The 13,063-nt window shown below is 66.1% G+C and carries 15 protein-coding genes; 13 read left to right on the forward strand and 2 right to left on the reverse strand.

Annotation, left to right across the window (positions count from 1 at the left end):
• The first annotated feature begins 4 nt into the window (after window positions 1–4).
• The 4 genes from BKG60_RS05965 to BKG60_RS05980 are packed head-to-tail and all read left to right on the forward strand — an operon-like array spanning window position 5 to window position 3,610.
• The gene (locus tag BKG60_RS05965) at window positions 5–1,462 is read left to right on the forward strand and encodes a catalase (RefSeq protein ID WP_075909363.1); all 1,458 of its coding nucleotides are present in this window, start codon (window positions 5–7) and stop codon (window positions 1,460–1,462) included.
• Window positions 1,462–2,106: a sigma-70 family RNA polymerase sigma factor gene (locus BKG60_RS05970; RefSeq protein WP_075909364.1), complete on the forward strand. Its 645-nt coding sequence runs from the start codon at window positions 1,462–1,464 to the stop codon at window positions 2,104–2,106. Before BKG60_RS05965 ends, BKG60_RS05970 begins: the two co-directional genes overlap by 1 nt.
• 4 nt (window positions 2,107–2,110) lie before the next feature.
• Window positions 2,111–3,058: an alpha/beta hydrolase gene (locus tag BKG60_RS05975; protein ID WP_075909365.1), complete on the forward strand. Its 948-nt coding sequence runs from the start codon at window positions 2,111–2,113 to the stop codon at window positions 3,056–3,058.
• Between the two features lie 24 nt (window positions 3,059–3,082).
• A complete protein-coding gene (locus BKG60_RS05980) occupies window positions 3,083–3,610 on the forward strand; it encodes a cupin domain-containing protein (RefSeq protein WP_075909366.1) in 528 nt (175 codons plus the stop codon).
• A 3-nt stretch (window positions 3,611–3,613) separates the two neighbouring features.
• Here the strand turns inward: BKG60_RS05980 and BKG60_RS05985 are convergent, their stop codons facing one another.
• Window positions 3,614–4,171, reverse strand: a complete 558-nt coding sequence (locus BKG60_RS05985) for a type 1 glutamine amidotransferase domain-containing protein (RefSeq protein ID WP_075909367.1) — start codon at window positions 4,169–4,171, stop codon at window positions 3,614–3,616.
• A gap of 177 nt (window positions 4,172–4,348) precedes the next feature.
• Between BKG60_RS05985 and BKG60_RS05990 the strand changes: the two genes are divergently transcribed.
• From BKG60_RS05990 to BKG60_RS06025, 8 genes are read left to right on the forward strand one after another with little or no spacing between them, the layout of a single operon-like run.
• Window positions 4,349–5,452 (forward strand): homogentisate 1,2-dioxygenase, encoded by a 1,104-nt coding sequence (locus BKG60_RS05990; protein ID WP_075909368.1) that lies wholly within the window; start codon window positions 4,349–4,351, stop codon window positions 5,450–5,452.
• Window positions 5,452–6,642, forward strand: coding sequence for an alpha/beta hydrolase family protein (locus BKG60_RS05995; protein ID WP_075909369.1), 1,191 nt, complete (start codon window positions 5,452–5,454; stop codon window positions 6,640–6,642). The genes BKG60_RS05990 and BKG60_RS05995 overlap by 1 nt, the downstream gene beginning before the upstream one ends.
• On the forward strand, window positions 6,639–7,844 hold the full coding sequence (locus tag BKG60_RS06000) for a CaiB/BaiF CoA transferase family protein (protein ID WP_075909370.1): 1,206 nt from the start codon (window positions 6,639–6,641) through the stop codon (window positions 7,842–7,844). The genes BKG60_RS05995 and BKG60_RS06000 overlap by 4 nt, the downstream gene beginning before the upstream one ends.
• A gap of 1 nt (window position 7,845) precedes the next feature.
• Entirely contained in the window at window positions 7,846–8,748 is a 903-nt protein-coding gene (locus BKG60_RS06005) for a hydroxymethylglutaryl-CoA lyase (protein WP_075909371.1), read from the forward strand.
• A 7-nt stretch (window positions 8,749–8,755) separates the two neighbouring features.
• Window positions 8,756–9,367, forward strand: a complete 612-nt coding sequence (locus BKG60_RS06010) for a TetR/AcrR family transcriptional regulator (RefSeq protein WP_075909372.1) — start codon at window positions 8,756–8,758, stop codon at window positions 9,365–9,367.
• A gap of 33 nt (window positions 9,368–9,400) precedes the next feature.
• Window positions 9,401–10,645: an acyl-CoA dehydrogenase family protein gene (locus BKG60_RS06015; protein WP_075909373.1), complete on the forward strand. Its 1,245-nt coding sequence runs from the start codon at window positions 9,401–9,403 to the stop codon at window positions 10,643–10,645.
• Window positions 10,642–11,622: a phosphotransferase family protein gene (locus BKG60_RS06020; RefSeq protein WP_075909374.1), complete on the forward strand. Its 981-nt coding sequence runs from the start codon at window positions 10,642–10,644 to the stop codon at window positions 11,620–11,622. Before BKG60_RS06015 ends, BKG60_RS06020 begins: the two co-directional genes overlap by 4 nt.
• Window positions 11,619–11,963 (forward strand): DUF6285 domain-containing protein, encoded by a 345-nt coding sequence (locus tag BKG60_RS06025; RefSeq protein WP_075909375.1) that lies wholly within the window; start codon window positions 11,619–11,621, stop codon window positions 11,961–11,963. Before BKG60_RS06020 ends, BKG60_RS06025 begins: the two co-directional genes overlap by 4 nt.
• A gap of 5 nt (window positions 11,964–11,968) precedes the next feature.
• Here BKG60_RS06025 and BKG60_RS06030 read toward each other — a convergent pair whose 3' ends face one another.
• Window positions 11,969–12,604, reverse strand: coding sequence for a class I SAM-dependent methyltransferase (locus BKG60_RS06030; RefSeq protein ID WP_075909376.1), 636 nt, complete (start codon window positions 12,602–12,604; stop codon window positions 11,969–11,971).
• Between the two features lie 57 nt (window positions 12,605–12,661).
• Here BKG60_RS06030 and BKG60_RS06035 point away from each other — a divergent pair, with 57 nt between their 5' ends.
• The gene (locus BKG60_RS06035) at window positions 12,662–13,051 is read left to right on the forward strand and encodes a nuclear transport factor 2 family protein (protein ID WP_070186997.1); all 390 of its coding nucleotides are present in this window, start codon (window positions 12,662–12,664) and stop codon (window positions 13,049–13,051) included.
• The last annotated feature ends 12 nt before the right edge of the window (window positions 13,052–13,063 follow it).

The following is a 13,063-nucleotide window of genomic DNA, read 5'->3' on the forward strand; positions in this document are numbered from 1 at the left end:
CCGCATGACCGCGCACCGGCACCGGCCCACCACCAACGACGCTGGCATCCCCGTCGCCAGCGACGACCACTCGCTCACCGTCGGCCCCGATGGCCCGATTCTCCTGCACGACCACTACCTGATCGAGCAGATGGCCAACTTCAACCGCGAGCGCATCCCCGAACGCCAACCGCACGCCAAAGGTTCGGGCGCGTTCGGGCATTTCGAGGTGACCCACGACGTCAGCGCGTTCACAAGAGCGGCGGTCTTCCAACCGAACACGCGAACCGATACGCTGATCCGATTCAGCACCGTGGCCGGCGAGCGGGGCAGCCCGGACACCTGGCGCGATCCGCGCGGCTTCTCGCTGCGGTTCTACACCACCGAAGGCAATCTCGACATCGTCGGCAACAACACACCCGTGTTCTTCCTCCGCGACGGACTCAAGTTTCAGCACTTCATCCGATCGCAGAAGCGCCGCGCCGACACCGGCATGCGAGACAACGACATGCAGTGGGACTACTTCACCCTGTCCCCCGAGACCGCGCACCAGGTCGCCTGGTTGTTCGGGGACCGAGGCATCCCCCGGACGTGGCGGCACATGAACGGGTACGGCAGCCACACCTACAGCTGGATCAATGCCGACGGTGAAATCACCTGGGTGAAATACCATTTCATCTCCGATCAGGGCGTCGAGTCGATGACGCAGCAGGAGGCCGACAGACTCGCAGGCGCGGATGCGGACTTCCACCAGCGCGACCTGCACACCGCGATCCGCCAAGGCCATCATCCGAGCTGGACGCTGAAGGTGCAGTTGATGCCTTTCGATGATGCAAAGACCTACCGCATCAACCCCTTCGACCTCACCAAAGTCTGGCCACACGCGGACTATCCGCTGATGGAAGTAGGAAAACTGGTGCTGGACCGCAACTTCAGCGACCATCACACCGAGATCGAGCAGGCCGCGTTTGCCCCCGCCAATCAGGTGCCGGGGACTGGCTTGAGCCCGGACAAGATGTTGTTGGCCCGCACGTTCGCCTACAACGACGCACACCGTGCGCGTCTCGGCGTCAACTACAAGCAGATCCCGGTCAACGCACCGAGATCCGAGGTGAACGGGTATTCCAAGGACGGCGCACTTCGGGTCAAGAATGCCACCGACCCCGTGTACGCGCCGAACTCGTACGGCGGCCCACAGGCTGATCCGGCCCGCGCCGCAGAGGCCCTGTGGTACTCCGACGGCGACATGGTCCGCACCGCGTACACCTTGCGGCCCGATGATGACGACTGGGCTCAGGCCGGTGTTCTGGTACGAGAGGTGATGGACGCCGACGAGCGCATGCGCCTGGTTGCGAACGTGGCCGGGCACCTGCGGAACGGAGTGTCAGAAAAGGTGTTACAGCGGGCATTCGAGTACTGGCGCAGTATCGACAAGGAAATCGGTGACCAGATCGAGGATGCGGTCCGCAAGGAATCGTCCTGATGCTGCGGGCGTGCGCGGGCGACCTGGTCGGGCCGCCCGCGGCGACCCTTTCCATCGAGCTCACCGCCCGCTTCGAGCGCGATGCCCTGCCGCTGCGGGAACGCCTCTTCCGTGGTGCGTTGCGACTGACCAACAGCCGCCAGGATGCCGAAGACCTTGTGCAGGAAACGATGTTGCGTGCCTACCGTGGATTCCACACATTCGAGGAGGGCACCAATCTCAACGCATGGATGTTCCAGATCATGCACAACGCCGGGATCAGCCGGCACCGAAAAGCCCAGCGCCGACCTGCCGAGGTGTTGGTCGGTGATTTCGCCGCTCCAGCGCTGACCGAGCAATCACCTCGGCTCGGACGCGGTCTTCGGTCCGCGGAAGTCTCAGCGCTGGAACACTTTCCGGATGACGAGATCAGGAGCGCGTTGATGGGGCTGAGTGAGGAGTACCGCTTGACCATCTACCTGGCCGACGTGGAGGGGCTGCCCTACAAGGAGATCGCACAGGTGACGGGGGTCCCCGCGGGCACTGTGATGTCTCGGGTGCACCGCGGACGCCAACAACTGCGGAGCGCTCTGAGTTCCCTGGCGCGACGCCGCAGGATCATCGGCGACCTCGGTTCGGACGCCCGGCGGCAGTCATGCGGGTGACCGGATGACGCGTTACGCCCTGGAATCTGCGGCCCGCGAGTTCGCCGAGGCCGCGGCGCGATCACTGGTGGTCTATCAGATGACCGTCCCGCGTGCGCGTACCGTTCTCGAGTCCCTCCAGGCGGCGCCCATCCACAAACCCGCGGTCGAAAGCTCTTGGGTGGTAGTCGTCGTCGACGGGGTCGGATGCCGGACCCGCATTGTCAGGCCGTCGGGCTGGAACCGTCCTCTACCCGTGGTGTTGTACCTACACGGAGGGGGGTGGGTTCTCGGTAGCGCGGGCACGCACGACCGCCTCGTCCGCGAGATCGCGGTCGGTGTTCCCGCCGCGGTGGTGTTCGTCGACTACGAGCGCGCGCCCGAGGCACGCTATCCCCACGCGCTCGAACAGGCGTACGCCGTGGCCCGGTGGATTCGCCGTGACGGCGCCGACTGGGCGCTGGATGCCAACCGGATGGCGGTCGCCGGCGATTCCGCGGGGGGTAACCTCGCGGCCGCCCTGATGCTGCTGACCAGGGGGCGAGGCGATGTCGAGTTCGTCCATCAGTCGCTGTACTACCCGGTCACCGATGCCGCCCGAGACACCGACAGTTACCGAGAGTTCGCCGATGGACCTCACCTGACGGCGCGGGCAATGGCCTGGTTCTGGGATGCGTATGTTCCCGACGTCGCGCTACGTGGGGAGGTCACTGTCTCACCGTTACGGGCGACCACCGAACAACTTGCCGATCTTCCCCCGGCCTTCGTCATCGTCAGCGAGTACGACGTGCTCCGGGACGAGGGAGAGGCCTACGCGCGCAAGCTCACCGACGCCGGCCTGTGTTGCACCAGCGTCCGGTACGGCGGCACGTTCCACGACTTCATGATGCTCAATGCGCTTCGCACGACCTCAGCCGCAACCGAGGCGATCGGCCAGGCAATCCGTGTCCTGCAGCGCGCCTTCCACTCCTGATTCCAGCTGCCAGAAAGAAGATTCATGCCCCAGCCGTTCGATTCCAGCATCATCACGAACCTCGCCGAGAGCACCGGTGGGCATGCTCTCGAAGTCCTCGGACCGCAGATCGAGTTCCTCACCCTGACCGACGACGGCGCCAATCAGATCTGCGTGATGCGTGCGGTCATCCCGCCTGGCGTCACCGTCCCGTTGCACAGCCACGACGACTTCGAGGACTTCTACGTCGTCTCCGGAGGCCACGATGTCCTGGTGGCCGGTCCAGACGGCCTGCGGTGGCGGCACGCGCGTCCCGGTGACTACATCCAGGTGCCCGGTGAGGTACCCCACGCGCACCGCAACACCTCTGATCGGCCCGCCGTTGACCTGGTGATCACCACGCCCCGGATGGGCCGCTTCTTTCAGGAGGTCGGCCGCCCGGCCGATGCCCCAGCGCGAACCGCGGAAGACGTAGACCATTTCGTCCAGACCGCACATCGGTATGGGTACCGGCTCGGAACTCCGGAGGAAAACGCGGCAGTGGGCATCACCCTGCCAACCTTCACTGACTAGCGGTCAGGTCTGGGCCGGAGTGCAGGCCAACGCCTCTGTGATGGCCTCGCAGAACGCCGGAAGATCCCGTGGCGACCGGCTGGTGATCAGATTGCCGTCGATGCAGACCTCACGGTCCACCACGGTGGCGCCGGCATTGCCGAGGTCCGTGCGGATGCTCGGATAGCTGGTCAGCGTGCGACCGCGCACCACGTCGGCCTCCACCAGGGTCCACGGACCGTGACATATCGCCGCCACCGGCTTGCCCGATCGGACGAAGTCGCGGACGAACGTCACCGCGGTCTCGTCGAGCCTCAACTTGTCCGGGTTCACCGTCCCCCCGGGCAGAATCAGCGCGTCGAACTGATCGACCTTCGCCTCGGCGACCGTGCGGTCCACGGAAAAGGTTCCTGCGGGTTCGAGATCGTGATCGCGGGCCTGGATGTCGTCGGCCTTGAGCGACAGCAACTCGACGTGGCCACCCTCGTTCTCGACGGCCGCGCGAGGTTGTTCGAGTTCGATGCGCTCCACACCGTCGGCGGCAAGGATTCCCACCCTGCGGCCTTCCAATTCCTTTCGCATCAGAGTCCTTTCCGTTGACACCGACGGGCAGCAGCGAGCCTGGGCGCCCGCTCCAGGGCTACCCCGGCGCGCCGAGGCCAAAACCCGGTGATTCAGTCCCGTGCACCCCTTGTCACCAGTGGTAACAAAAAGTAAAGTCACTTTCAGTTTTCGCCCCACACCGTTCAGGAGTCGAGCATGGAATCCTTCGTCCACCTGCGAAAAGGCAAGACCCCGAAACGGGTACATGCCGACCTCGACGGCCTCAAGGACGACGAGCTCGGTCGCGGCGGATTCGTCGGCCGCACCGCCAACATGTACCGGCGCAACGACCCCACCGCCTACCGCACCGTGGGTCCCCTGCGCCCCACCGACGTGTTGTCCAGTGAGCTCAAACCCAGCGATGCCACCGATGCACAAGGCGGCCCGCTGCTGATGTTCTCCAACGCCGACTGCCAGGTGCTGTTGAGCCGGCGCAGTGAGGAAATGCCGTTCTTCGTCCGCTACGTCGACGGCGACCTGCTGTTGTTCGTACACAAGGGGGCAGGTCTGCTGGAAACCGAATTCGGCCCCCTGCGCTACCGCGAGGGCGACTGGGTCTACATCCCGAAAGCCTGCACGTTCCGTCAGGTGCCCGACAGTGGAGAGGACGGAGCGAGCACTTTCCTCATGATCCAAGCCACCGACGATTTCCGCGTCCCGCCGGCGGGCACCCTGGGGCGGCACTTCCCGTTCGACCCGGCGCAGGTGACCATCCCCGAGCCGGAGCCCGTCGACGATGACGGCCGGGAGGAGTACGAGGTCCGGTTGGTCCATGAAGGTGGTCCGACTTCGCTGTTCTACCAACACAATCCGCTCGACGTGGAAGGCTGGCGGGGCGACAACTTCCCGTTCACCTTCAACATCGAGGACTACACCGTCATCACCTCCGAAAGCGTGCACCTGCCACCCACGGTGCACCTCTTCATGCAGGCCACCGGCGTGTACGTGATGAACTTCCTGCCCAAGCCCGCCGAGAGCGTGCCGGGCACCGAACGCACCCCGTGGTATCACCGCAACGTCGACTACGACGAGATCGCGTTCTTCCACGGCGGCTCGCTTTACGGCATCCCGATGCCGCCCGGCCTGGTTTCCCATGCACCGCAGGGTGTGCACCACGGGGCGCCCGAGAAGGCGCGCGAACGCGCCCGCCGCAAATTCGACGACTACGACCGGGTCGACTGGTCGGTGATCGCCATCGACACCCGTCGTCGTCTTATCCCGTCCGCCGAAATCCTCGCCAACGACCTGGGGCAGCACTAATGACAACAGTTGAAGCACCTGTAAAGCACGAGTACGACCGCATCCCGTATCTGGTTGCCTACCAGAACAACTCGTCGGTGCGCGACGTGTACGGCGGGGTCGCCGAGCTCGTGGTGCTGGAGAGCTACCTGCTGCGGCCAAAAGCGAAACCGTCCGACACCGTGCTGGTGTTCATGCACCCGATCGGCGGCGGTGCCTACCTGCCGATGATCAATGCCCTGGCCCGGGCCGGGCACCACGTCATCTACTGCAACAGCCGGTTCCGCGGCACCGACTCGGCCCTGTTGATGGAGAAGGTGGTCGAGGATCTCGGCGAGTGCATCAAGGACGCCAAGAACCGACTGGGCTACGAGAAGGTGGTGCTGGCCGGTTGGAGCGGCGGCGGTTCACTGTCGGTGTTCTACCAACAGCAGGCGCAAAACCCGACCGTGACGGCCAGCCCGTCCGGGGACGGGCCCGATCTGACCAAACTGGGGTTGATCCCGGCCGACGGAATCATGCTGCTGGCCGCACACATCAGCCGGCACGGCACCATGACCGAATGGATGGACGCCTCCATCCTGGACGAGAACGATCCCTCCAAGCGGGATCCCGAGCTCGACCTCTACAACCCGGACAACCCCAACCAGCCGCCGTACACACCCGACTTCCTCGAGCGTTACCACCAGGCTCAGATCGCCCGCAACCGACGAATCACCAAGTGGGTCAAGGATAAGCTGGCCGAGCTCAAGGCCGCCGGACGTCCCGATGACGAGTTCGCCTTCGTCGTGCACGGCACCATGGCCGACCCGCGCTGGCTGGACCCGACCGTCGATCCCAATGAACGCACCCCGGGCACCTGCTATCTCGGCGATCCCCAGGTGGTCAACATGAGCCCGGTCGGCCTGGCCCGGTTCTGCACCCTGCGCAGCTGGTTGTCGCAGTGGAGCTACGACGACGCCAACGGTGACGCGGTCAAGGCCGGACCGGATATCGCGGTGCCCGCTCTGGTGATCGGAAACCTCGCCGACGACGCCTGCACACCGAGCCACACCCGTCGCCTCTACGAGGCCATCGGGCATGAGGACAAAGAGATGCACGAGATCCCGGGCGCCAACCACTACTACTCAGGCCCGGATCAGCGGGATACCCTGCGCCAGGCCGTCTCGATCTGCACGGATTGGCTGCACCGGCACGGGTTTTCGCTGTGACAGCGGCGGGCGCGCTGGACGGCATCAGGGTGATCGAGCTCGGCACCCTGATCTCCGGCCCCTTCGCCGGCCGCCTGCTCGGCGACATGGGCGCCGAGGTCATCAAGATCGAGCTGCCGGCCACCCCGGATCCACTGCGCACCTGGGGCCAGGCCGAACTCGACGGGCACCACTTCTTCTGGACCGTGCATGCCCGCAACAAGAAGGCCGTCACGCTGGACCTTCGCACCGAGAAAGGACGCGAACTCTTCCTGGACCTGATGGAGCGATCCGACATCATCGTCGAGAACTTCCGGCCCGGCACCCTGGAGAAATGGAACCTGGGTTACGACGTTCTGCGCGAACGCAACAAGGGCATCATCCTGGTGCGGGTATCCGGCTACGGGCAGACCGGGCCCGACGCCGGCAAAGCCGGCTACGCCTCGGTGGCCGAGGCGTCCAGCGGGTTGCGCCACATGAACGGCTTCCCCGGCGGTCCCCCACCGCGGCTGGCCCTGTCCCTCGGCGACAGCCTGGCCGGCATGTTCGCCGCCCAGGGCGCCTTGGCGGCGCTGTATCGGCGGACCGTCACCGGCGAGGGCCAGATCGTCGACACCGCGCTGACCGAAAGTTGTCTGGCGATACAGGAATCCACCATCCCCGACTACGACATCGGTGGGGTGGTGCGCGGACCGTCTGGCACGCGGTTGGAGGGCATTGCGCCGTCCAACATCTACCAGAGCGCCAACGGCAGCTGGGTGGTGATCGCGGCCAACCAGGACACCGTGTTCCGCCGGTTGTGTGCGGCGATGGGCACCCCCGAGCTGGCGACCGACGACCGATTCGCCAATCACGTTGCCCGCGGCCGCAATCAGGACGAACTGGACAAGATCATCGGGGAATGGGCCGGGAAACGGCAACCCGAGGAGATCATCGAGACCTTGTCCGAGGCGGGAGTGATCAGCGGGCCGATCAACACCGTTGCCGAGGTGGTGCAGGATCGGCAAATGCAGGCCCGCGGCATGATCGCCGACCACTTCGATGAGCGGATCGGACGGACCGTGAAGGGCCCCGGCGTCGTCCCGGTGCTCTCCGAGTCGCCCGGCACCATCCGCAACGCCGGATCGGCACGGCCCGGTCAGCACAACGACGAGGTGTACGGCGACCTGCTCGGCCGCAGTGCACAAGACCTGGAAACCCTGCGCTCCGAGGGGGTGCTGTGAGATGAACCTGCCCGACAAGGTCGACATCCGCGAGGTGTGCCTACGGGACGGCCTCCAGATCGAGGCGCCGATTCCGTTGTCCGCCAAGGTCGCGATCCTTGAAGCCATCGTCGCCACCGGAGTGCGGGAGGTGGAGGCGACGGCATTCGTCTCACCCTCGAAGGTGCCGGCGCTGGCCGACGCGGCCGAGCTCGCCGAAGAACTGCACAGGTTTCCCGACGTGGAGTTCTCCGCGCTGGTGGCCAGCCCCAACGGTGCCAAACGAGCCATAGCCGCGGGCCTGCGGTCGATCGAGTACGTGGTGTCCGCATCGGATGCGCATTCCCATGCCAACGTCGGCCGCACGTCGGCCGAGGCCACCGCACAGATCGCCGACATCGTGGCCATCGCGCACGACAGCGACACCTCGGTCGAGGTGATCATCGCCACCGCGTGGGACTGTCCGTTCGACGGTCCGACCGATCCGCAGCGGGTACTCGACATCGCCTCGGCGGCTGCTGGTTTCGGTGCGAACCGGATAGCGATCGCCGACACCATCGGCACCACCACCCCGCGACGGGTCAGCTCGTTGATCGAGAAGGTCCGGCCGCTGATCGCGGACCTGCCACTGGGCGCGCACTTCCACAACACCCGCGGGGCCGGACTGGCCAGTGCTTACGCAGCCGTGCAAGCCGGCGTCACCCGGCTGGACGCGTCGGTCGGCGGGCTCGGGGGGTGCCCGTTCGCCCCCGGTGCCAGCGGCAACATCGCCACCGAGGACCTGGTGTACCTGCTGCGCGACAGCGACATCGCCGTCGACGTCGAGTTGGCCGCGGCCGTCGACGCGGCCCGCATCGCCCAGGACGCCGTGGGCCATGAGTTGCCCAGCGCACTACTTCGGGCCGGCGACCGGATACTGGGCTGAGACGTCGATGACCGCCGCCGAGCTGGGCACCAAGGGCCGTCAGACCCGGTCCGCCATCGAGCTGGCCGCACGGAAACTGTTCGCCGAGCGCGGCTTTCACGGCACCACCCTGGCCGACATCACCTCGGCCGCGGGTAAGAGCCCGGCGGTGTTCTACCGATACTTCAGCGACAAAGAAGATCTGCTGGCCGCGCTGGCGGAGTCCTTCCTGCACGATGTGGTCGAGCCGTCCGGACTGAACCTGCACCTGCCGGATTCCCCCGACGACACCGAGTTCTTCACCACGGTGGTCACGGGTTATTGGAACATCTTCAAACAGAACATCGGCATCATGATCGCGGTCGCCCAGCTGGCGGCCACGCAGCAGCGTTTCGCCGACGTGCAGAACAAGTTCCGGCGGTTCGGTATCGACATCGTCATCGCATCGGTGCACCACGCCCAGGGACAGGGCCACGCTCAGGGACTGCAACCCGAACATGCCGGAGCGGCCATCGCGTTGTTGTTCGAGAACTTCACCACGGTCTTCGTAGGCCAGTCCGGGCTCGGCATCGAGATCAACGATGCCGACGCCATCACCACCCTGTCCACCATCTGGAAACGAACCCTGTACGGCTTCTGACCCGAGCTTTCGACCCGAGAAAGAGAGATCATCGTGGATTTTGCTTTACCCGAACATCTTTCAACCGTCCTCGCCGACATGGACGAGTTCATCGAGACCGAGATCAAGCCGCTCGAGCGCGAGCACATGCAGTATTTCGACCAGCGCCGCGAATATGCCCGCACCGATTGGGAGAACGGCGGCATACCTGCCCGGGCCTGGGAAGACCTGCTCGGCGAGATGCGTCGGCGCGCTGATGCCGCCGGCTGGCTGCGCTACGGTCTGCCCGCCCGGTTCGGCGGCCGCGACGGCAGCAACCTGGACATGGCAGTGATCCGGGAACATCTGGCGCACAAGGGCCTCGGCCTGCACAACGATCTGCAGGACGAGTCCTCGATCGTCGGCAATTTTCCGCAGGTGATCATGATGGACCGGTTCGGCACCGAGGCCCAGAAGTCCGAATGGGTCGAGGCGATGCTGACCGGCAAGCGCTCGATGGCCTTCGGCTTGACCGAGCCCGACCACGGCTCGGATGCCACCTGGCTGGAGACCACCGCGGTGCCGGACGGAGACGGCTGGATCATCAACGGCCGCAAGCGGTGGAACACCGGGGTACACCGGGCCACGCACGATCTGATCTTTGCCCGGACCTCGGGTGAGCCAGGGCAGGCCCGTGGGATCACCGCGTTTCTGGTGCCCACCGATTCGGAGGGCTTCACCGTCCCGTTCTACTGGTGGACGTTCAACATGCCCACCGATCACGGCGAGGTCGAGTTGAACAATGTGCGGGTGGCCGCAGATGCGGTGCTCGGCGAGGTGGACCGCGGCCTGGAGGTCGGCCAGACCTTCCTTCACGAGAACCGAATTCGTCAGGCCGCCAGCAGTTTGGGCGCCGCCCAGTTCTGTATCGACCGCGCCGTGAGCTACGCCAACGAGCGCAAGGTGTTCGGCAAGCCGCTGGCGGTGAACCAGGCCGTGCAGTGGCCGCTGGTGGAACTGCAGACCGAGGCACAGATGGTCCGGCTGCTTGTCCGTTATGCGGCAACTCAACTAGACCAGAACCACCACATGGAGGTGTCCGACAAGGTCTCGATGGCCAATTACCGCGCCAACCGTCTGGTGTGTGAGGCCGCCGACCGGGCCATGCAGGTACACGGCGGCATCGGCTACAGCCGTCACGAGCCCTTCGAGCACATCTACCGCCACCACCGGCGCTACCGGATCACCGAGGGAGCCGAGGAGATCCAGATGCGGCGAGTGGCGCAGCGGTTGTTCGGGTTCGGCAAGGCCAAGCGGTGACCGAGCCCGCCCTTCTCGCCCCTAAGTTGGTCCAGGTCCTCACCGGAGTGCTCGGTGACGGCGTGGCCGTGGAGAACCTGCGCGAGCTGACCGGCGGGGCCAGCCGCACCACCTGGTCCTTCGACGCGATCACCGGCACCGCTCGGCGCCCGCTGATCCTGCGCACCGGTGCACCCGATGAGGTGCATGCCGGGATGGAACTGGAGGCCGAGGCGCAACGGGCGGCAGCACTGGCCGGGGCACCGGTCCCGCACGTGCTGGTCGCCGACGATTCCGTTGCCGCCCTTGGGGATCCGTTCCTGATCTGCGACTTCATCGGGGGCCAGACCATCGTGCGGCGGATTCAGCGCACGCTCGACGATGCCGGCCGGGCACGGCTGCTCACTCAGTGCGCGCAGGCGCTTGCCGCAATCCACCGGGCCTCACCTCCCGCCCTGCCCAGCCTCGTCGAACAGGACCAGGTGTCCCAATGGCGCGGACAACTCGACGAGATGGGCGATACCACTGCCACTTTCGAGTGGGTTTTTCGCTGGCTGGAGGCCAACCGCCCGCCTGCGTCGCCGCTCGGGTTGGTGCACGGCGACTTCCGGATGGGCAATGTCATCGTCGACGACTCCGGCCTGGCCGCGGTGCTGGACTGGGAGTTGGTACACCTCGGCGAGGTCTATGAGGACCTGGCCTGGTTCTGCATCCGGGCTTGGCGGTTCGGGGCGCCGGCGCAGCTCGGGGCCGGCGGCCTGGGCAGCATCGAGAGCTTTCTGGGCGCCTACGAGGACGCCGGCGGCGCCACGCTGGACCGGTCGGCGATCCGCTGGTGGCTGGTGCTGGCCACGCTGCGCTGGGGCGTCATCTGCCGCTACCAGGCCGAGCGCCACCTGAGCGGGCAGACCCCATCGGTTGAGCTGGCGACCATCGGCCGTCGTGTCTGTGAAACCGAGTGGGACCTGCTGTGCCTACTGGACGGGAGCAGTTGGTGAGCAACCTGTACGGACGCCCGACCTCCGCCGAGCTCGTCGCCGCGGTCGCCGAGTTCCTGGACACCGAGGTGCGCGACGGAGCGTCGGTCGCGGCTCCGGTCAAATTTCAGGCCCGGGTGGCAGCCAATGCGCTGCGCATGGTCGAACGCGAACTGCTGGCCGATGCTCCTGGCCCGGCCGCCGAGGCCTTGGCCGGCCTCGGGTTCACCGACGAGGCCGCGCTGGCGTCGGCGATCCGGGCCGGCGAACTCGATGACCGGGCCGACGACGTCACCGCCTGCCTGCGCGCCCTGGTACGGCAACGGCTGGCCGCCGCGCATCCGGGTTACGACGAGCCGTGACCACGTCAGAGCCTGCGGATCCGGGCGAGCCACGCCGGCTCGTCGACCCGGGCGCCAACCGACTCACCGATGGCCTCGGCATGCGCCGGACCCACCACACCGCGATAGGTCGTGGTCTCCAGCGACTCCAGGTCCCAGCCCTCGGAGAAGGCCCGACGGATCACTTCCTCGCTGACCTGGGGTCCGAATCCACGACCTGCGTCGGACAGGGCCAGGACGTGCACCGTCGCCCCGGTTCGGGCCGCTCGGTGCAGGCTCGCGACGTAGCGCGGCCGGTCGGCATCGTCGAAAACGTGGAACAGCGCGCTGTCGACGATCGTGTCGTACCGCGGGCCCGGAGCCTCTCCCAGGCGGGTCGCATCGGCCACCGCGAACCGCGCGTCGATTCCCCGCCGTGCGGCATTCTCGCGGGCCTGGGCAACAGCATGTTCGGAGAAGTCGATGCCGAGTACGTCATAACCCAATCGCGTCAGCAGCATGGTGTGCTCACCGGCGCCGCAACCGACGTCCAGCATCTTGCCTCCCAGGCGGCCGGTCCGCTCCAACTCGACGATCGCCGGCTGCGGCTCACCGATGACCCACGGCGCGGTGCCGGACTCGTAGGCTTCGTCGAACAGGGAGTGTGCGGGCGTGGAGTTCATGATTCGAGTCTGAAACCTGAATAGCCGTTGAGGTCAAGCCCTACCGAGGAGCCGATGATGTCCCCTTCCGAAGCCGAACGCGTCGACGACATCGCGCACCGGCTGTTCGATGCGATCGCACGTGGCGACACGGACGGCGTGGCCCAGTTGTGGGCCGACGACGTCGCGGTATGGCACGCCGGCGATTCCAAGGACAACGACCGAGTCCGGGCGTTGAAAGTCATCGACTGGTTCGTCAACACCACCACCGAGCGCCGTTACGAAGTGCTCGAGCGGCGATTCTTCGAGGGAGGGTTCGTCCAGCAGCATGTGCTGCACGCGGGCGCGCCCGACGGCACGTTGATCGCCTTGCGGGTGTGCATCGTGATCAAAGTGGGTAGGGACGGTCTGATCCACCGCATCGACGAATACTTCGATCCGAGGGACATCGCGCCCCTGTTTGCCTGACCCGACGCATTG

The organism is Mycobacterium syngnathidarum (genome assembly GCF_001942625.1).
Taxonomy (GTDB): domain Bacteria; phylum Actinomycetota; class Actinomycetes; order Mycobacteriales; family Mycobacteriaceae; genus Mycobacterium; species Mycobacterium syngnathidarum.

Coding starts and splice junctions, on each gene's coding strand:
- BKG60_RS05965 (WP_075909363.1), top strand. CDS start 5: ATGACCGCGCACCGGCACCGGCCCACCACCAACGACGCTGGCATCCCC.
- BKG60_RS05970 (WP_075909364.1), top strand. CDS start 1,462: ATGCTGCGGGCGTGCGCGGGCGACCTGGTCGGGCCGCCCGCGGCGACC.
- BKG60_RS05975 (WP_075909365.1), top strand. CDS start 2,111: ATGACGCGTTACGCCCTGGAATCTGCGGCCCGCGAGTTCGCCGAGGCC.
- BKG60_RS05980 (WP_075909366.1), top strand. CDS start 3,083: ATGCCCCAGCCGTTCGATTCCAGCATCATCACGAACCTCGCCGAGAGC.
- BKG60_RS05985 (WP_075909367.1), bottom strand. CDS start 4,171: ATGCGAAAGGAATTGGAAGGCCGCAGGGTGGGAATCCTTGCCGCCGAC.
- BKG60_RS05990 (WP_075909368.1), top strand. CDS start 4,349: ATGGAATCCTTCGTCCACCTGCGAAAAGGCAAGACCCCGAAACGGGTA.
- BKG60_RS05995 (WP_075909369.1), top strand. CDS start 5,452: ATGACAACAGTTGAAGCACCTGTAAAGCACGAGTACGACCGCATCCCG.
- BKG60_RS06005 (WP_075909371.1), top strand. CDS start 7,846: ATGAACCTGCCCGACAAGGTCGACATCCGCGAGGTGTGCCTACGGGAC.
- BKG60_RS06010 (WP_075909372.1), top strand. CDS start 8,756: ATGACCGCCGCCGAGCTGGGCACCAAGGGCCGTCAGACCCGGTCCGCC.
- BKG60_RS06030 (WP_075909376.1), bottom strand. CDS start 12,604: ATGAACTCCACGCCCGCACACTCCCTGTTCGACGAAGCCTACGAGTCC.
- BKG60_RS06035 (WP_070186997.1), top strand. CDS start 12,662: ATGTCCCCTTCCGAAGCCGAACGCGTCGACGACATCGCGCACCGGCTG.